The sequence below is a fragment of the Candidatus Poriferisodalis sp. genome (assembly GCF_965214215.1).
In the GTDB taxonomy this organism is placed as follows: Bacteria; Actinomycetota; Acidimicrobiia; order Acidimicrobiales; family Poriferisodalaceae; genus Poriferisodalis.
Genome location: NZ_CBDCBD010000003.1, coordinates 2,680,780 through 2,697,811, shown reverse-complemented (window position 1 = coordinate 2,697,811; position 17,032 = coordinate 2,680,780). Strand labels below are relative to the sequence as shown.

The 17,032-nt window shown below is 65.8% G+C and carries 17 protein-coding genes; 7 read left to right on the top strand and 10 right to left on the bottom strand.

Going from position 1 to position 17,032, the window contains the following annotated elements:
• The first annotated feature begins 29 nt into the window (after positions 1–29).
• From infA to ACOOF5_RS14400, 3 genes are all read left to right on the top strand, one after another.
• The gene (gene infA, locus ACOOF5_RS14410; RefSeq protein ID WP_323672860.1) at positions 30–254 is read left to right on the top strand and encodes a translation initiation factor IF-1; all 225 of its coding nucleotides are present in this window, start codon (positions 30–32) and stop codon (positions 252–254) included.
• 107 nt (positions 255–361) lie between these two features.
• Positions 362–1,207, top strand: coding sequence for an enoyl-CoA hydratase/isomerase family protein (locus tag ACOOF5_RS14405; RefSeq protein WP_420440318.1), 846 nt, complete (start codon positions 362–364; stop codon positions 1,205–1,207).
• 48 nt (positions 1,208–1,255) lie between these two features.
• Entirely contained in the window at positions 1,256–2,494 is a 1,239-nt protein-coding gene (locus ACOOF5_RS14400; RefSeq protein WP_420440316.1) for an acyl-CoA dehydrogenase family protein, read from the top strand.
• Positions 2,495–2,638: 144 nt separating this feature from the next.
• On the opposite strand, the gene ACOOF5_RS14395 is transcribed toward ACOOF5_RS14400, so the two are convergent.
• From ACOOF5_RS14395 to ACOOF5_RS14370, 6 genes are read right to left on the bottom strand one after another with little or no spacing between them, the layout of a single operon-like run.
• Positions 2,639–3,778, bottom strand: a complete 1,140-nt coding sequence (locus ACOOF5_RS14395) for a polyamine ABC transporter substrate-binding protein (RefSeq protein ID WP_420440314.1) — start codon at positions 3,776–3,778, stop codon at positions 2,639–2,641.
• Positions 3,779–3,833: 55 nt separating this feature from the next.
• Positions 3,834–4,670 (bottom strand): ABC transporter permease, encoded by an 837-nt coding sequence (locus tag ACOOF5_RS14390; protein ID WP_420440312.1) that lies wholly within the window; start codon positions 4,668–4,670, stop codon positions 3,834–3,836.
• Positions 4,671–4,683: 13 nt separating this feature from the next.
• Entirely contained in the window at positions 4,684–5,586 is a 903-nt protein-coding gene (locus tag ACOOF5_RS14385) for an ABC transporter permease (protein WP_420440310.1), read from the bottom strand.
• 47 nt (positions 5,587–5,633) lie between these two features.
• Complete coding sequence (locus tag ACOOF5_RS14380) at positions 5,634–6,737, bottom strand: ABC transporter ATP-binding protein (RefSeq protein WP_420440308.1); 1,104 nt, start codon at positions 6,735–6,737, stop codon at positions 5,634–5,636.
• Positions 6,734–7,759 (bottom strand): agmatinase, encoded by a 1,026-nt coding sequence (speB, locus tag ACOOF5_RS14375; protein ID WP_420440306.1) that lies wholly within the window; start codon positions 7,757–7,759, stop codon positions 6,734–6,736. Before speB ends, ACOOF5_RS14380 begins: the two co-directional genes overlap by 4 nt.
• Complete coding sequence (locus ACOOF5_RS14370) at positions 7,756–8,424, bottom strand: GNAT family N-acetyltransferase (protein ID WP_420440304.1); 669 nt, start codon at positions 8,422–8,424, stop codon at positions 7,756–7,758. Before ACOOF5_RS14370 ends, speB begins: the two co-directional genes overlap by 4 nt.
• Positions 8,425–8,518: 94 nt before the next feature.
• Between ACOOF5_RS14370 and ACOOF5_RS14365 the strand changes: the two genes are divergently transcribed.
• Positions 8,519–9,970, top strand: coding sequence for an NAD(P)/FAD-dependent oxidoreductase (locus ACOOF5_RS14365; RefSeq protein ID WP_420440302.1), 1,452 nt, complete (start codon positions 8,519–8,521; stop codon positions 9,968–9,970).
• A gap of 35 nt (positions 9,971–10,005) precedes the next feature.
• Here the strand turns inward: ACOOF5_RS14365 and ACOOF5_RS14360 are convergent, their stop codons facing one another.
• The 4 genes from ACOOF5_RS14360 to ACOOF5_RS14345 form a co-directional block, all read right to left on the bottom strand.
• Positions 10,006–10,935: an MBL fold metallo-hydrolase gene (locus ACOOF5_RS14360; protein WP_420440300.1), complete on the bottom strand. Its 930-nt coding sequence runs from the start codon at positions 10,933–10,935 to the stop codon at positions 10,006–10,008.
• The gene (locus tag ACOOF5_RS14355) at positions 10,932–11,483 is read right to left on the bottom strand and encodes a TIGR03086 family metal-binding protein (RefSeq protein ID WP_420440298.1); all 552 of its coding nucleotides are present in this window, start codon (positions 11,481–11,483) and stop codon (positions 10,932–10,934) included. The genes ACOOF5_RS14360 and ACOOF5_RS14355 overlap by 4 nt, the downstream gene beginning before the upstream one ends.
• A 310-nt stretch (positions 11,484–11,793) precedes the next feature.
• Positions 11,794–13,284, bottom strand: coding sequence for a DUF222 domain-containing protein (locus tag ACOOF5_RS14350; protein WP_420440296.1), 1,491 nt, complete (start codon positions 13,282–13,284; stop codon positions 11,794–11,796).
• A 131-nt stretch (positions 13,285–13,415) separates the two neighbouring features.
• Positions 13,416–14,201, bottom strand: coding sequence for a hypothetical protein (locus ACOOF5_RS14345; protein ID WP_420440294.1), 786 nt, complete (start codon positions 14,199–14,201; stop codon positions 13,416–13,418).
• Positions 14,202–14,511: 310 nt separating this feature from the next.
• Between ACOOF5_RS14345 and ACOOF5_RS14340 the strand changes: the two genes are divergently transcribed.
• From ACOOF5_RS14340 to ACOOF5_RS14330, 3 genes are all read left to right on the top strand, one after another.
• Positions 14,512–14,766: a hypothetical protein gene (locus tag ACOOF5_RS14340; protein ID WP_420440292.1), complete on the top strand. Its 255-nt coding sequence runs from the start codon at positions 14,512–14,514 to the stop codon at positions 14,764–14,766.
• A gap of 233 nt (positions 14,767–14,999) precedes the next feature.
• Positions 15,000–16,004, top strand: a complete 1,005-nt coding sequence (locus ACOOF5_RS14335) for a hypothetical protein (RefSeq protein ID WP_420440290.1) — start codon at positions 15,000–15,002, stop codon at positions 16,002–16,004.
• A gap of 15 nt (positions 16,005–16,019) precedes the next feature.
• The gene (locus tag ACOOF5_RS14330; protein ID WP_420440288.1) at positions 16,020–16,997 is read left to right on the top strand and encodes an McrB family protein; all 978 of its coding nucleotides are present in this window, start codon (positions 16,020–16,022) and stop codon (positions 16,995–16,997) included.
• Positions 16,998–17,032 lie beyond the last annotated feature (35 nt).

Here is a 17,032-nt window from a genome sequence, read left to right as displayed (position 1 = left end):
CAGAACATGCCGCCGACCAGGGAATCCATGTGCCGAAAGTCAAAGACGACGCCATCTTGCTCGAGGGGAAGACCGTCGAAGCACTCAAGGGCGGTCATTTCCGCATCGAGCTCGACAACGGGCACGAGGTGCTGGGGCACCTGAGCGGCAAGATGCGCAAGCACCACATTCGGATCCTTCCTGGCGACCGGGTGCAGGTAGAAGTCTCCGCCTACGACCTCAGCCGCGGCCGCATCACCTACCGCTACAAGTAGATCTCGACGATCCTGAGCGGTTTTGCGGGGGCGGTTGCCCCGCGCAGGGCCACGTGAGCGCTCTACGCTCCGCGTGCGAGGCAAACTGCACGAGCGAGGGAATCGACATGAGCACAACAGCGCAGCCGTCCAACGGCACGGTGAGCTACAGCGTGGAGCGGGATTCTGCGGGGGACGTGGCGACGGTCATGCTCAACCGCCCTGAGACGCTGAATTCCATGAACGACGACTTCATGAACGACATCACAGAGGCGTTCGGGATGGTGGCGGCCGACAAGTCGGTGCGTGCGGTAGTGCTGACAGGAGCGGGACGCGGCTTTTGCTCCGGTGCCGACCTGCGAAACGCGGCTGCCGACGGTGCCGAAGGCGTCGATGCAGACGCAGCAGGGGAGGCGACCACCGACTCCATGGACAACGCATTCCATCCGGCGATCCGTGCGGTGGCTGGGTGCCCGGTGCCGACCGTTGCCCGCATCAACGGCGTGGCCGCGGGCGGGGGCATCGGCTTGTCGATGTCGTGCGATGTCGCCATCGCTGCCAGGTCGGCCTTCTTCGTGGCGACATTCGGACCCCGGCTCGGAATCGTGCCCGACCTGGGCACCACGTGGCAGCTGCCCATGCGCGTCGGCCGGGCCAGAGCATTGGGCATGTCACTGCTGGGTGAGCGCGTCACCGCCGATCAGGCCGCCGAGTGGGGCTTGGTGTGGAAGACCGTCGACGACGACGAGCTCGATGATGCGGTGGCCCAGGTGGTCGACGTGCTCCGGCGCAGCTCGCCGGCCGCCATGGCTCGGATCCGATCCGCCATCGACGGTGCCATGCAGCGAGACCTCGCCGGCCAGCTCGACGTGGAGATGGGCCACCAGGCAGTTCTGATCCCGCGCAACATGTCGCACGGCGCCGAAGCATTCCTGGCCAAGACCGACCCGTCGTTCCCAGGCGAGCGCTACTGACCCATCCGGGCTGCGCCCGCGGCTGCGCAGTGCTGGCAGACTGGCGCGATGACCGACACGCTTGAAGCTCCGGCTGCCCATGGCGCCGCAGATCCCGCCGCTGCGCAGGTTGACGCGGCCATCGACGGGCTGCTCGCCTCCCATGATCCGAAGCAGTTGAGCTACGCGGTGTTTCGCGGGGCACAGTTCGACGCTGGGCTGGCGTGGGTGCACTTCGACGAAGGCCATGGTGGGCTGGGTGTGAGCCCCAAGCTGCAGCGACGAGTGGAAGAGCGGCTGCGGGCAGCGGGTGCGAAGCCCCAGAAGCCCGTCACGTTCTTCATGCACCTCGCCGGGCCGACCATCCACACCCACGGCAGCGAAGACGTCAAGCGGCGCTTCCTGCGGCCGATGTTCACCGGTGAAGAGCTGTGGTGCCAGCTCTTCAGCGAGCCAGGCGCCGGCAGCGACTTCGCAGGGCTGGCAACCAAGGCGGTGGCCGACGGCGAGGAGTGGGTGGTCAACGGTCAGAAGGTCTGGAACACGCTGGCTCACCTCGGCGATTTCGGGATGCTGGTGACCCGCACTAATCCCGAGGTGCCCAAGCACCGCGGGCTCACCTACTTTGCACTCGACATGAAGTCTCCGGGCGTCGAAGTACGCCCGCTGCGCCAGATCACCGGGGAGGCAGAGTTCAACGAGGTCTACATGACCGACGTACGCGTGCCCGACGCGAACCGCGTCGGCGACGTCGGTGATGGCTGGCGGGTATCGCTGACCACGCTGATGAATGAGCGCAACGCCATCGGCGCCGGAGGAGCCGGCCCGCCCAAGCGGGGCTCCGGACCGATATCGGTGTTGGTGAAGCTGTGGAACCAGCGCGAGGAAGCTGACCGCGACGATGTCACCAGGGATCGACTGACCAAGCTCTGGACTCGTGCCGAAGTGCTGCGGCTCACGAACATGCGAGCCGGCGCCAACCGGCGCAAAGGCAACCCGGGGCCCGAGATGTCGATCGCCAAATTGGCGTTCGCCGAACTCAATCAAGCCTTGATGACCTTCGCAGTCGACATGATGGGCCCTGACGGGCTCATCGGTTACGACTACACGTTCCGCCGTCCGGGCGACCTCTCGGTGGACGGCGCCGACGGCGGCGTCCAGCACGGATTTCTGCGGGTACGCGCCAACTCCATCGAGGGCGGCACCTCAGAGATCATGCGGAACATCCTGGGCGAGCAGGTACTCGGCTTGCCGGGCGAGCCTCGCGTCGACAAAGACGTCCCCTGGGTCGAAGTGCCGCGCAACTGAGCAACGACGCTGCAGGCAGACCGTCTACCGGCGCGCCACGCACATCAGCCTTCGCCGCCGCTTTGCCTTTCCGGGGACGCGGCAATGCCGGACCGAGTCGAAACCCGGCCCGGCGATTGCCAGCTCAGATGTAATCAGGCCATATCAGCTCTTCGCCTCGGTGAGCATGTCCTGCACGATCAGACCCAAGTCGCCCATCTGCGGGATCAGCTCCAGCCGCTCGTACACGTCCGGCGGCGGGTAGATGCCCGGATCCTCCAGGATCTCGTCGAGGATGTACGGCGTTGCAGCCTCGTTCGGGCTGCCGTAGTAGGTGTAGTTGGTAAGCGTGGCGCCGTTCTCAGCGTCGAGCAGGAAGTTGATCATGGCGTGTGCTGAGCACACGTTGTCTGCGTTGTGCGGAATGGCCATGGTGTCGACCCAGCGAACGCCGCCCTCGGCGGGGATCGTGTACACGTGGGTCTCGTACGCGTCGGTCTCGAAGAAGGTGGAAGCGAAGCCGCCGCTCCAGCCGTGGGCCACGTCGACCTCGCCGTTGACGAGGTCGTCGCCGTAGGTCACCGAGTCGTACTTCACCAACCGGTCATTCGTCGCCTTGAGCAGAGCTCCTGCTTCGCGGATCGCGTCCTCATTGCCCGACTCGATGACCTCGGCAATGCTGTAGCCGAGGTACTTGAGCGCCGCTGACACGGCCTCGGGAGCGTCGTCGAGCATCGAGATACCGCCGGGCACTAGCGCCGCCGTGTCGGGATCGAAGATGACCGCCCACGACGACTCGCCGCCGATCGCGTCGAGCACGTCATAGGTCATGCCGATGCCCGTGGTGCCCCACTGGTAGGCGACGTGGTACCGGTGCTCAGGGTCGAAGGGAGGCTTGTCCCAGGCATCGTCGAGGTTGGCGAAGTTCGGCAGCGCGTCGTAGTTGAGCGGCAGCAGCAGATCCTCGGAGATCATGGTCGCAACCATGTAGTCCGACGGCACGACCAAGTCGTATATGGCCGCCTCAGATTCCACCTGGCTGAGCATCTGCTCATTCGACTCGTACACCGTGTAGTCGACGCTGACGCCTGTCTCATCCTCGAAGGCCATCAGCAGCTCTTCGTCCATGTAGTCGGCCCAGTTGTAGAAGGCGAGATCGCCGTCGGTCTCGCCGGGCTCGCAGTCATCGGCGCTGTTGTCGCTGCCTCCGCTGCCGCACGCTGCGACGAGCAGAGCTGCGGTCGCAGCGAGTGCCAGCCATCGTTTGCGGTGCTTGCGCACATTGGTCTTCGCAAGGCTGTTCATGGTTCCTCCCTTGTGGACGCCCGGACCGAACGTCGCTGTGTTGCTTGCGTTGTGATCATGGGGTGGTGCTCCTCGGGCGCTGCAGGGCCAGCGATGCCACCACCAGGGTGATCGAAGCGGCCAGCATGAGCGTCGAGATGGCGTTGAGCTCCGGGGTCACGCCTTGGCGGATGGTGCTGAACACATACACCGGCAGCGTCGTGGCGCCAGGCCCTGCCGTGAACGCCGAGATGACGACATCGTCGAGCGACAGCGTCAGAGCCAGCAGGGCACCGGCGGCGATGCCCGGAGCGATCAGCGGCAGCGTCACCCTCCTGAACGTACGCCACGGCGTGGCATACAGATCACGCGCCGCTTCTTCGAGGGTGCGGTCGAACTGATCCAGCCGGGCGCGTACCACCACAGCGACAAACGAAATGTTGAACGCGATATGGCTGAGCGCGATGGTCGTGACGCCCAAAGTGAACCTAGGGCCGATGATGTCGATCAGCTTGAATGCCTCGGCGAAGAACACCAGCAGCATGACGGCCATCGTGATGTCGGGGATGACGATGGGCAGGTACACGGTGCCGTCGAGCGCCCGCCGGCCCTTGAAGCGGTAGCGGTCGAGCGCCAGCGCCACCGCAGTGCCCAGGACTGTGGAAACGATGGTCGAGGTGACTGCCACGACAAGCGACACTCGCAGGGCACTGATCACCTGTGTGTTGCCCAGCGCCTCGCCATACCAGCGCGGCGAGAGTCCTTGCCAGACATTGACACGCTCGGAGTCGTTGAACGAGAAGACCGCGAGCACCACGATCGGCACGTACAGGAATGCGAACACGAACCAGGCGTTGGCCCGCAACAGGTGCCGGGTCGAGCGCTTGGCGCCAGCAGTGCCCAAGTTGCTCATGACTGTCGGCTTGTCATGGAGCGCCAGCCGTCGTGCGCTCGGCATTGGCGGAATTGCGCTGGTTGACAGCAACCGCCACGAGCATGGCCACGATCACCAGCACACTCAGCGCAGCGCCCAGCGGCCAATTGCGGGCAGCTTGGAACTGACGCGCCACATAGGAGCCGATGAGCAGTGTCTTGGCGCCGCCGAGGATCTCGGGCACCACATAGGAGCCGAAGCTGGGCACGAATACCAGCACGCAGCCGGCCACGATGCCCGAGCGGGTGAGCGGCACGGTCACCCGCCAGAACGCCTTCGTACCGCTCGCATAGAGGTCGCGGGCGGCCTCCACCAGGCGCCAGTCCATGCGCTCGAGCGCCACGTACAGCGGCAGCACCATGAAGGTCAAGAATCCGTACACCATGCCCAGCACCACCGCGGTGGGGGTGAACAGGATCCGGAAGGTGCCAAAGCCCATGGCCTCGCTGAGCGCAGACGCGGGGCCGTTCGAGCCGAGCAGGAAGCGGATGGCGAAGATGCGCACCAGCCCGTTGGTCCAGAACGGGATCATCACCAGTACGAGCAGCCGGGCGCGCAGCCGGGGCGGGCGGGTGGCCAAGTAATAGGCGAACGGGTAGGCAACCGCCAAGCACAGCACCGTCGTGAGGAAGGCGAGCCAGGCCGACCGGGCGATGATGCCCAGAATGACGTCGTCGGCGATGCGCTCGTAGGAGTTGAGGTTCCAGCCGCTCAGCGAGGTGCGTCCTGTGGCGGTGCGTGTGGCGAATGAGTACACCGTGATGAGGCCCAGCGGGACCATGAAGAAGATCAGCAGGTACAGCGCCCCGGGCGTGGCGACGAGCGTGCCGATTCGCCGTTGCCTGCGCTGAGCGGCGATCTCAGCCGGTGTCATGGACACAGGCGCGTCAGGCACGGCCGTCGGCTGAGCCGACGCGGGCTTCGCACGACGCAGCGTGGGCATCAGTCCGCCACCACCGTCGTCGATGCAGGGGACCAGCTGACGGCGACCGACTCGCCGGCAGCGAGTGCGGCTGAGCCGGTCTCGGACCGGGCGGTGATGGTGGTTCGGTGGTTGCCCGCACCTGATCCGTGGGCTCCTGCTGTGGGGCCGACCGCCACCGTGTACACGAAAGCATGCCCGAGATAGGTGGCGTCGGTGATGACGCCGCTGAGGCACGGGGCACCGTCGGGCGCCTCACCAGGAGCATGCAGCCGCACCTGCTCGGGTCGAACGCTCAAGGCGGCAGGGGCGCCTGGCGGCAGATCATTCGCGGCCGCGACCACCTCACCGGCGTTCAGGCGCACCGCTGAGGAGTCCTCGGTGACACATTCGAGCAGGTTGGTGCGTCCGATGAAATCGGCCACGAAGCGGTTGGCGGGATGCTCGTACACCTCCGCAGGCGTGCCCACCTGCAGCAGCCGGCCTTCCGACATCACGCCTACCCGGTCGCTCATCGCGAGGGCTTCCTCCTGGTCGTGGGTCACGAACACGAACGTGACGCCCACCTCTCGCTGCAGCACCTTCAGCTCCACCTGCATCTCCTGGCGCAGCTTGAGGTCGAGGGCGCCCAAGGGCTCGTCGAGCAGCAGCACCTTGGGGTGATTCACCAAGGCCCGCGCGAGAGCGACGCGTTGCTGCTGGCCTCCCGAGAGCTGCGACGGTCGGCGCTGTTCCATGCCTTCGAGCTGCACCAGCGCTGTTGCCTCAGCCACCTGCCGATCGGCGTCGGGGCCGCGGATGCCGCGCATCTGCAGGCCGAACGCGATGTTTTGCGCCACCGTCATATGCGGGAACAGGGCGTAGGCCTGAAACACGGTGTTGACCGGGCGACGGTCCGGAGGCCATGAGGCCACTTCCTCGCCGAAGATCGCCAGGCGCCCCTCGCTGGGGATGTCGAGGCCGGCGATCATGCGCAGCGTGGTGGTTTTGCCGCAGCCCGACGGGCCCAGCAGCGCGAAGAATTCGCCGTCGCCGATCTGCAGGTCGACGCCGTCCACGGCCACAACGTCGCCGAATCGCTTGTAGATGCCGTGCATCTCCACGGCGGGCACGCCAGCGTTCATGTGAGCCCGAGCGGTTGGTGCGGCGCCCCGGCGCGCACTGCCTGGGTGCAGATGAAGTCGTGGGCGATGGTGGCCGCGGCGAGTGCGGTGATCTCAGACACGTCGTATGCGGGGGCCACTTCCACCACGTCCATCCCGACGATGTCGAACGCGGCGAGTCCGCGCACGATCTCGAGCGCCTGTGCTGTGCTCAGCCCGCCGGCCACCGGGGTGCCGGTGCCTGGGGCGAACGCAGGATCGAGGCAATCGATGTCGAAGGTGACATAGGCGCAGCGGTCGCCCACCCGTTCTCGCACCACTTCCAGCACTGCTGCGGGCCCGTTGCGATGCACCCAAGGGGCGCCGAGCACGGCGAAGCCGAAATCGTTGTCGTTGTGGGTGCGTATGCCGATCTGCACAGACGCCTCGGGGTCGATGATGCCTTCGCGCAGCGCCCGCAGGAACATCGAGCCATGGTCGAGCCGCCCTTCCTCGTCGGGCCAAGTGTCGGGGTGTGCATCGAAGTGGATGAGCGCGAGCGGGCCGTGCTTGGCGGCATGGGCGCGCAGGAGCGGGTAGGTGACGAAGTGATCGCCGCCGAAGGTCACTGTCTGTGCGTCATGGGCGAGGATCTGCGCCGCGTGGCGCTCGATGCGCTCGACGGCCTCGGTGGGGTGGCCGTAGTCGATGAAACAGTCGCCGTAGTCGACGACGGCGAGGTAGGCGAACGGATCGAAACCGAAGGGGTAGGCGTCAAGCTCGGCGAGACCTGTCGACGCCGCTCGAATAGCACGCGGGCCGAGCCGGGCACCGGGCCGGTTGGAGGTGGCCATGTCGAAGGGGATGCCGGACACGACGATGTTGGCGTCTGCTATGTCGCGGGTGTAGCGGCGCCGCAGGAACGACAGAGCACCGCCGTAGGTCATCTCCGGGAATCGGCCATGCAGATCCTCTGAGCGGAACGCCTGATCGCCGAGCGTCTCGGCGTCGGTGCCGGCGATCAGGCCTCCGCCGCCCGTCGCGGGGTCAACGTTGTCGCTCATGCGCCACTTTGCAGATCGGGGTTGTGCCACACGATCAGCGCCGCCCAGCTGTCGGTTGCCGGATCGGTGATGTAGTTCGGCAGGCCGCACACAGCCTCGAAACCGTTCTCGAGCTGGAAGCTCAGCGTCCGGTCATACAGTCGGCCATCGCGCACCTCGGCGATGTACTCATCGGCTGTCATCTCGGTCTTGTGATTGGCAAAGCCGGGTATGACGCCGCCCGCCACAATCCCGTCCAAGCCCAGATCAATGCAGACCTGCTTGCGCAGCACGTAGAGCTCAGCGCCGATGCCACGGCGCCGGTGGGAGAGCCGCGTGGCGATGCTGGTGCCGTAGTACCAGCGGCCGTCGGGGACATGCCCGCTGCTGCTGTGGTCATCGGGGACGAGGTCGGCGATGGTGTGAATCGGGTTCGCCAAGTCGAAGTCGCAGCGGATGCCGACCCCCATGGCCACTAGCTCGTCGCCGTCGAATCCTGCGAAGCAGCCTTCGGAGAAATCGTGCGCGAGCTGAACGAACTCCGCGGCGTCGTATAGGTCGTGGGGGTCGGCGGTGGGGTGGGAGGCCAATTCCAACGCCTCGAGCTCGGCGGCCCATTCCGGCAGGATCCGGGCGTAGGCCAGTCCCGAGCGTTCGCCCACAGACACGGCTTCGATCTCACGCATGGAAACCCCCACGGGCGCTCGCGGCGCCCAGCTACCGCGCCAGACATTACTGCCGTGCCGAGAGGCAGCTGATCGTGGGGCTAGGTTCCGCGTCATGACGACGAGCGCCGATTCTGAACCGTGGTCGCTGGAGACCGCGTCGACGGTGCCGCTGTGGATCGACCGGCTAGACCCGCCGATTGCGCGCCGGTCCGGCCTCGACGGCGACCTGGACGTCGACGTAGCGATCGTGGGCGGCGGCTTCAGCGGGCTGTGGACTGCGTACTACTTGAAGCGCTTGGAGCCCGCGCTCCGTGTGGCAGTCCTGGAGCGGCACTACTGCGGTTTCGGGGCTTCGGGGCGCAACGGCGGCTGGGCGGTGGGGGAGCTTGCAGGCTCGGTTGGCGACTACGCACAGCGATCCAGCCTCGCTGCGTCGCTGCTCTTGACGCGGGCTGTCTTCGATGCGGTGGACGAAATCGGACGTGTGGCAGCCGCGGAGCAGATTGACTGCGATTACGCCAAAGGCGGCACGATCAGGGTTGCCCGCACCCGCCCCCAAGCCGAGCGACAGGCCACCGAGATTGCCGAGGCCCGCAAAATGGGGCTCACCGAGGACGAGATTCGTCTGCTCGATCCGGACGAGGCGCGTGAGCATTTCAATGCCACTGACGTCCGCAGCGGCATCCTGCTTCGCCCTTCTGCAGTGGTGGATCCCGCCAAGCTGGCGCTCGGGCTGGCCCATGCTGTGGAAGCGTCTGGGGTGGAGATTTACGAGCAGACGTGCGCAACGAGCATCGACGCCGGCACGGTGCAGATCACCGCACAAGGCGCCGCCGAGGCGTCGACGGGCGGTGTCCGCTGCGAGGTGCGGGCCCCTGTGATCGTCCGGGCCACCGAGGCCTACACCCGAGACCTGCGGGGCAAGCGTCGGGACATCCTGCCGGTGTACTCCCGGATGATCGCCACCGAGCCGTTGCCCGCTGCGCTCTTCGACGACATCGGGTTGGCCAGCCGGCCCAGCTTCGCCGACGACCGTCGTATGGTCACCTACGGCCAACGGACTGCCGACAACCGGATCGCCTTCGGCGGCACCGGGGCGCCATACAGCTTCGGTTCCCGCATCGTCCCTGCCGCGGAGTCTCTCGTATCGATGCATCGGCGCATCTGGCGAGTGCTCACCGAAATGCTGCCGCAGGTTGCTGAGGCTCGCATCACCCACCGTTGGGGCGGGGTGCTGGGCATTCCGCGCAACTGGCTGCCGGGCGTGCGTTTCGATCCCCGCACCGGCGAGGGTGTGCTCGGCGGCTATGTGGGCGAGGGCGTGGCGGCGTCGAACCTGGCGGGCCGCACGATGGCCGAGCTGATCGCGCAGCGAGAGACCGAACGCACCAATCTGCCGTGGGTGGGGGTGAGTTCTCGGCGCTGGGAACCCGAGCCGTTGCGTTGGCTGGGCGTGCGCGTCAGCCGAGCACTGCTCGGTGCGGCCGACCGCCACGAGCTGCGCTGGGACCGTCCCGACCGCCTGGCATCAGGGATCGCCAGGCTGCTGCGCGGGGGCCATTAGCACCGAGGCGGCACCAGCGTCGATAGCGGGAGCTATCAGTCGCAGTCGAGGCGGTAGGCGCCCTCGTGGGGGACCATGATGCCTGCGGTGGGTCCGCCGAAGTGGGTGCCGATCACGAGCGTCTCGCCGTCAGCCCAGTCGCCGAACGCCTCGTGACGTGTTCGTCGAGCCTCGTCGGGGTCGGTGTCGAACATTGAGCTGAGATCGGGGTCGGCGAGCTGCATCGGGACATGGGCCATGTCGCCGGTGATGATCCCCCGCTTGCCCCCGCTGGAGATCACCACCGACAGATGTCCCGGCGTATGGCCAGGCGTCGACTGGAATGACACCTCTGAGCAGATGCTGTCGGTGGCTTCCACCATGTTGGCCCGGTCGGCTGCGGCGATCGGCGCGACCGAGTCGTCGAACACTGCGTCGCTGAACAGATCGTCGTGATTGGCCCAATAGTCGTACTCGGGGGCGCAGAACATGTATTGCGCGTTCGGGAACGTCGGCACCCAGTCGCCGTCGGGACCCAAGCAGGTGTTCCAGCCGACATGATCCACATGGAGGTGCGTGCACACCACGTGGGTGATGCTCTCGGGCGGGAAGCCGGCAGCGGTCATGTCATCGAGGAACGGGCCCTGCTGTTCGTGCCAGAGCGGGTTGGAGCGCTGCTTGTCGTTGCCGACGCAGGTGTCGACGGCAATGCGGTGCTCGCCGGCGGAGATCACGCAGGTGTGGATGCGCTGGAGCAGGTAGCCGTCATCACTGACGAAATGCGGGCGAAGCCACGGTGCCGCTTCGGCTCGGGCCAGCACGCCGCCCTTGGTGACCCCGTCGAAGAGGAACCGTGGAGACGTGGGCGTGGCCGACTCCGAGACCGACGTGATGTTGACGTCGCCGATCTGCCAGCGAAGCGGCGCAGGGCGCTCAACGTTTCCGGCGTTTGGCTCAGGGAGCTCGTCTGTATCTGCAGCGCTCATGGCTGGCGTCCGACGTAGGCCAGGTAACGCTGCGCTGCGGTGGCGCCCTCGGGCACCGGCACCTCGTCGGTGATGAGCTTCCACTTGCGCGGTATGTCGCCAAGCGATTTGACCCGGGTGAGACTGCTCACGCACAAGTCCTCCGGCAGCTCAACTGCAATGCCCGCAGACTGGCTGAGATCCCACGAGTGGGTGAGCGGGTCCCACTGCACCATGCCCACGAAGTCCTCGAAGCTCATGGGGCCGAACCAGTACTGGCCTTCGGCGGACAGGTCGGCGCCGTCGAGCGCTTCGGCGAGTCCGTCTCGGGTCTCGATCCAGCGAGCGGCAGGGTCGTCGGTCTCGTCGGCCATCTGGGGCATGTTGATCTCACCGGTGCGGGCGATGTCGGCCAAGGCGTCGAGCACGCCGCACTGGTGGCGCACCAGTGCGGTCGCATTCCACGCCTCGCACGGTGTGGTGTTGCCCCAGGCATCGACGGGCACCTGCGCCACTACTGAGTCGAACAGGGCGACTGCTCGCTTGAAGTCTTCGATGGTCTCGCTCATCGGTGCCTACCTCCCAATCTCGTCGCGTTGCGACGATCTGCAGCGGACGCTGATGGTAGGCCCCTTCGAGCGAGTAGGGCGGGTTCAGTCGGTGTCAGGCCCGAGTTCGATCTGTGTTCGATCTGAGCGATCAGACCATAGTGTCGGCCACGGCCCGTACGGATAGGCGAGCCATCTCGAAACAACGCTTGCTGCTTCCCGTTCTTGCTCCCGAATCTGATGCGACTGGGTTCACGGGCCGCGCGAGCAGCGGCTTCGCCTGCCGGCTCGCCTCCATGGGCCGCGCGGATAGGCACGGCGGCGCTCGGCCCTATTCCTGCCGGCATGTGAAATCGAGCCACCAGCAGTTGCGGCTGCCGCGGCGTAGCCGGGCTGGGGAATCATGGACCTGATGGTGGCAGCGTCCGCACAGCAGGACGAGATTGTCGATGTCGGTACGACCCCGGGCTGGCGGCTGCCACGGGATGACATGGTGGGCTTCGCACCACTGCGGGCCAGCGTCGCACAGCACGCAACGTCGGTCACGGGCGACCAGCGCGCGCCACTGGGCATCAGTGACCGTGCGTACCCGGCGACCGTGCCAGAGAGGCTGTCCGTCGCCGTCGAAAACGATGCCGTAGATGTCGGCGTGGCAGGCCAGCCGCTCGAAGACTCGCTGGGGAAGAGGGCCGCTGTCGCAAATCTCGATGGCGGCGTTGTCGTCGCCCATGACTGCACGCAGATCGGCCACGACAACGACCTGGTTGCGGCGTCGCGGTCCGTCGGATGGGTTGCCCAGCGATGGGCCCACCGACTGGTCGGCACCTGGGTGACCCGAAGCGCACAGCCGATGTGCCTCTGGCAGAGTCAGAGTTCCGTTCGCCGCGTCGCTGGGCAGGTTGCATTGATGGGCCGGTGCCAAAGCGGGCAGGTCGAGGGGCCGGGGGCCTTTCCAATCCACATCGATCCGATCCCACAGCCGGTGCGGGTCTTCGTCGTACCAGCGCTGTGTCGCTCGGTGGGAACCGATGCCCAGCAGTGCTTCGAGCGCGTCCACCCGGCACTGGCCGAAGCTGCGTGGCTCAGGTGCCTCGGGGCTGCGATCGGCACGGTCGGCTTCGAAGAACCGTTGTGCGGCGTCGTCTACCACCGAGCGCAGTGCTGCACCGCCGACATCGTCCAACAGCAGCGTGGCTCGCAGCAAACCTTCGTCGGTACGTCCGAAGCTCATCGTGCGAAGGCGACGCTGGCGCTCGTAGCGCTCGTTGGGTGTGAGACCTTCGCCCCGTTCTCGTACCCATTCGCCGACGACGCGCCGCGTGCGTTCGGGGCTCGACGACGAGGCCACGGTCAAGAGATGTTCTGCGCTGTCTGCCGAGGCCGCGTCGGTCATCTCGGCTGCGGTGATCAGCGCGTCGGCATGTTCAGCGGTGATTTCGCCTGCGGCCAACGCAGCCTCGATGCGCGGCATCTTGTCCAGCATTCGGCCGCGGCGCATCGTCCGCTTCGCGGCGGGAACCGAGCGGCCCAGGCGGTGCAGTATCTGTTCTGTGTTGATGCAGTGGCTGTCGAGACGCTCCGCTTCGGCGATCAATCGAGCTTCGACCGCATCAAGCGCAGAGCGCAGCTTCGAGACAGCAGCCAAGCCAGCGGTGATCTCGTCTGGCGAGCCGCTTTCAACGGTTGATGAACCGATCATCGACGATGCTGCGTTGAGTGCCCCCACGAGAGGACGGGGCGGCGAAGGAATGGTCGCCGGCGTCGAGGCATCGGCCAGCGAGAGCGATGCTTGCCCTGCTCCGTGGTATGCCGACTCCAACATGAGACAAGTATACATACACACGTTCTCGAAAACAAACATTCGCGCGCAATAAATCGCGGGAAGTTTGGAGTTCCGCGTGCAGCGCGGTTGTTGTGGCGCTCCTCGAAACGGCCGGGCGTTGACCCGGTGTCTCAGTCGGCGTCGACGAGATTGACGCGCAGGCCGGCGAGCGCCACCTGGCTGTCGTTGACGTAGCAGTCCTGTGCGTGGGCGGCAGCCAGCACAGATTCACGGTCGACGGTCGTGACGTCGATGCCGCCAAGGCCCTCGCCGCGGCCATCGGTCTCGGGTACGAACCGGAGTGTGGCGTTGTCGAGCTGGATCGTGGGGTGGCCATTGCTGTCGGTTCCGAGGTCGATCTGAGCGATCTGACTCCAGCGCTCGGCCAAGCGGCGGGGATCGGGGCTCTGGAGCTCGGCGGCCGCAATGCTGCTCACCTTGGCCGTGTTGACGTACGGCTCCCAGTAGGCGCCGGCAGGTGTCCACGCGCCGCCGACGGCGTCGCCGGTGGGTCCGGTCATCTGGTCCATCTCGAAGAATGCGCCGCCGGTGTCTGCGGGGTGCAACTGCATGCCGACATGGCCCTCTTCAGGATGATTCATCTCGAATGCGATCCGGATGCCCATCTCGTCGACGTGGGCGCGGCGTGCAGCGACGTCGCTGACTTGGGTGATGACCATGTAGCCGGTGTCTCCGCCTCGCCGCTGCTGGTACCGGCCGGCGGCAGTGTCTGGTTGTGTCGGCGTGACGCACTCGAGGAACTGAGTGCCCACCGGCCAGAGCACGTTCTTGAGGCCGAATATGCCAACCCCCGGATCGGTGAAGCACGGCTCAAGGCCGAGAACGCTCTGGACTTCGGCGGCAGTGCGGGCCAAGTCGCCCGTAGTGACAGCAATCTGACGGAGTCGAATCCACATGCGCGTCACCATAGATGCTGAGTTGACGGCGAATCAGTGGCCCGGGCGACCTGCGAGCGCAGCGGCTGGGGACGGACGGCAAGCGGTTTGTCAACATGAAGGCCCCGCCCATGAGCGCTGCCGCAATGAGCTAACGAACGAGGATGCCTGCGAGGCGGCGCATCGCACCCCCGCAGTACGCCTGGATTCCGGGCTAAGTACCTGAGGCGCTTCGGGGCCGCCTCGCCGCGGAACGAACTGCCTGAGACGGATCAGCCTGATCGGCCTCGATCTGCGCAATGAGCTCGGTGTGCCACAGCAAAGCAGCCTCATGCGCCGACATCACGGAGTCGGGTGCGAAGTCACCAGTCTCGTCATCCACGAATCAAAGCTTGCCACGCAAGCAGGTACGGCAAGCGACAGCACATGCAGCTCGGCCCGGACCTTGGCGTGGCTGCGCGACCTCATGGACCGAGCCGGGCCGGGACCGTTCGCCGCCGGGGTGCTGCTGCACACCGGCCGCCATGCTCTCAAGCTGGGCGACCGCCTGTACCTGCTGCCCATCGGCCAGCTCTGGACCAGATAAGGGGCAGCGCCGTCTGGCGCAGGCGCGTAGCAGCCTGATCTCACAGTGCCCCGTCGAGCCATTGCCCCGGGGTGCGGCGTGGCGTCCGCAGAGCATCGGCGATCGCGTCCTGCGAAGGCACGCCAGCCAGACGAGGACACGCCGGGCGGGCATCTACGGCAATATGCAGAGACGTGTCCGCAGGCGAGTCTGCGGAGGGAGACGTGTCGCGCCCCTCCTGTAGGTTCGCCATCATGGACGACAAGCAGTATTGGGAGGGGCTGCTCGACGATTTCTTGCAGTTCCGGCGCGACGACGGCAAGGCCGATGGAACTGTCGAAGATGACAAGGCCATTGTCGGGCAATGGATCCGCTACGCGCTTGAACAGTCTGTAGAGCCCGACGAACGTAACGATGAGCTACTGCGCCAATGGGTCACAGTGGAAATGGACTTGGCAACCCGGGCGCAGGACAGCTACCGGTCCCATGTGGGCCAATGGTGGAAGTGGTGGTGGGAGGTTGAGCCTCCGCCTGGGGATCCACCCGAGCAGCTTGCGGAGTGGGTCGCGGATTTTCGATCCGATGGCTACAGCCGCGAACGCGACAACGCGCAATTGCTAGCGCGCGAACGTTTCGAGAGAGTGCTGCGCAAGCTCCCGACGATGCCGTGGGCCGACCGGCAACAGCTTAAGGAGTTGTGGCGCAAGAACCGCAACGCCGACTACGGCGGTCCCGGCCAAATCGTTCAACTCAACTCGCTGATTGATGGCGCAAACGAGGCTGAGTGGGAGGCGCTCCGCAACCAGATCACGGCACTGTGCTTTGGAGGGGTGAGCCTCGCCGAGCGGCTTCAGAAGGCTGTCGACGAGATCCGAGGTCTCGGGTGGACTACTGCGACTCGCCTCGCGGCCATCAGCGATCCGGAACGCGTCATCCCGAACTACTCGCTGCACACGAACGGAGCCTGGGCGGGCAAGCTCGACAATCTTCAGATGCTTATGGACGAGAGACTCCTCGAGGCTGACACACGGCGCCGAGCCCAGAGGGTGCTACGAGATCATCCCCAGTCGAAGCCGTCGGGCCGCGCAGTCGTGGAGGCCAACGACCTGCTGCTGGAGATCCTTCGACCGCACTTCACCGACGGCGATGTGGTCGACACATGGGGAATGCGAACCTTCCTGGACTGGCTCAGCCGGTTCGTTGCCGATCACGACGAACCGGCTGAGCCGACTGCTGCTGATGAGAATGACGACGCGTAGGTCGACGAGACCGACTTGGCTGCTCTGGCCGACGATGTGCTGTGCGATGCCAGCTTCCTTGAAGATGTCGTGGCGCTGCTCGAGGACAAAAGGCAGGTGATTCTCTACGGGCCTCCCGGGACTGGCAAGACGTACTTCGCTCGCCAGCTGGCATGGACGCTGACGGGGATTCGAGACGATGGGGAATATGAGGACGATGGTCCGTTCTCGCTGGTCCAGTTCCATCCCGCATATTCGTACGAGGATTTCTTCGAGGGGTACCGGCCCGCAGTTGACGACGACGGGCACATGACGTACCGATTGACACCGGGTCCGCTGGTCCGGCTGGCAGCGCATGCGGCAGAGCACCCGGACGAGCTGCATGTCATGGTCATCGACGAGATTAACCGGGCGAACCTGCCAAGAGTGCTGGGCGAGTTGCTGTTCCTCCTCGAGTATCGAGACGAATGGACTCAGACGCAGTACCGGCCGATCGATGGATTCACACTGCCTTCCAACTTGTGGATCATCGGCACGATGAACACGGCTGACCGGTCCATCGCGTTGATCGACGCGGCGATGCGGCGGCGGTTCCACTTTGTTCCGTTCTTCCCCAACAAGCCGCCGACGGCTGGCTTGCTGCTGCGGTGGACGCAGCGCAATGCGCCCGGGCAAGCGTGGGTGGCTGAGCTGCTGGACCGGGTCAACGGCGAGCTTGAACAGGCGCTCGGCGGCGACCATTTGCTGATCGGGCCGAGTCACTTCATAAAGTGGGGCCTCGACGAGACCAGTGTGCGGCGAATCTGGGAGTACAACATCGAGCCGTTGATCGAGGACCAACTCTTCGGCCAGCAGGAGGTGATCAGCAGATTCCGCTTCGACGCCGTTTTGACACGGCACGGACCTGATGCGAACGCACCGGACTCGGAAGGGAAAGCATCGGCCGGGCCTGTCGACGACCCTGAGGCCCAGCCTGCGCACAACGTGGGCAGTGCGAATCGCGGCGGCGGGTAGATGTCGTCCGACGCGATCGTCGTCAGCTCGGCAGT

Bases quoted from the DNA above. Each gene is read 5' to 3' on its own strand.
- ACOOF5_RS14390 (WP_420440312.1), bottom strand. From the start codon at position 4,670: ATGAGCAACTTGGGCACTGCTGGCGCCAAGCGCTCGACCCGGCACCTG.
- ACOOF5_RS14355 (WP_420440298.1), bottom strand. From the start codon at position 11,483: ATGAGCGAGACCATCGAAGACTTCAAGCGAGCAGTCGCCCTGTTCGAC.
- speB (WP_420440306.1), bottom strand. From the start codon at position 7,759: ATGAGCGACAACGTTGACCCCGCGACGGGCGGCGGAGGCCTGATCGCC.
- ACOOF5_RS14405 (WP_420440318.1), top strand. From the start codon at position 362: ATGAGCACAACAGCGCAGCCGTCCAACGGCACGGTGAGCTACAGCGTG.
- ACOOF5_RS14335 (WP_420440290.1), top strand. From the start codon at position 15,000: ATGGACGACAAGCAGTATTGGGAGGGGCTGCTCGACGATTTCTTGCAG.
- ACOOF5_RS14340 (WP_420440292.1), top strand. From the start codon at position 14,512: ATGCGCCGACATCACGGAGTCGGGTGCGAAGTCACCAGTCTCGTCATC.
- ACOOF5_RS14350 (WP_420440296.1), bottom strand. From the start codon at position 13,284: ATGTTGGAGTCGGCATACCACGGAGCAGGGCAAGCATCGCTCTCGCTG.
- ACOOF5_RS14360 (WP_420440300.1), bottom strand. From the start codon at position 10,935: ATGAGCGCTGCAGATACAGACGAGCTCCCTGAGCCAAACGCCGGAAAC.
- ACOOF5_RS14345 (WP_420440294.1), bottom strand. From the start codon at position 14,201: ATGTGGATTCGACTCCGTCAGATTGCTGTCACTACGGGCGACTTGGCC.
- ACOOF5_RS14365 (WP_420440302.1), top strand. From the start codon at position 8,519: ATGACGACGAGCGCCGATTCTGAACCGTGGTCGCTGGAGACCGCGTCG.
- ACOOF5_RS14400 (WP_420440316.1), top strand. From the start codon at position 1,256: ATGACCGACACGCTTGAAGCTCCGGCTGCCCATGGCGCCGCAGATCCC.
- ACOOF5_RS14370 (WP_420440304.1), bottom strand. From the start codon at position 8,424: ATGCGTGAGATCGAAGCCGTGTCTGTGGGCGAACGCTCGGGACTGGCC.
- ACOOF5_RS14395 (WP_420440314.1), bottom strand. From the start codon at position 3,778: ATGAACAGCCTTGCGAAGACCAATGTGCGCAAGCACCGCAAACGATGG.
- ACOOF5_RS14380 (WP_420440308.1), bottom strand. From the start codon at position 6,737: ATGAACGCTGGCGTGCCCGCCGTGGAGATGCACGGCATCTACAAGCGA.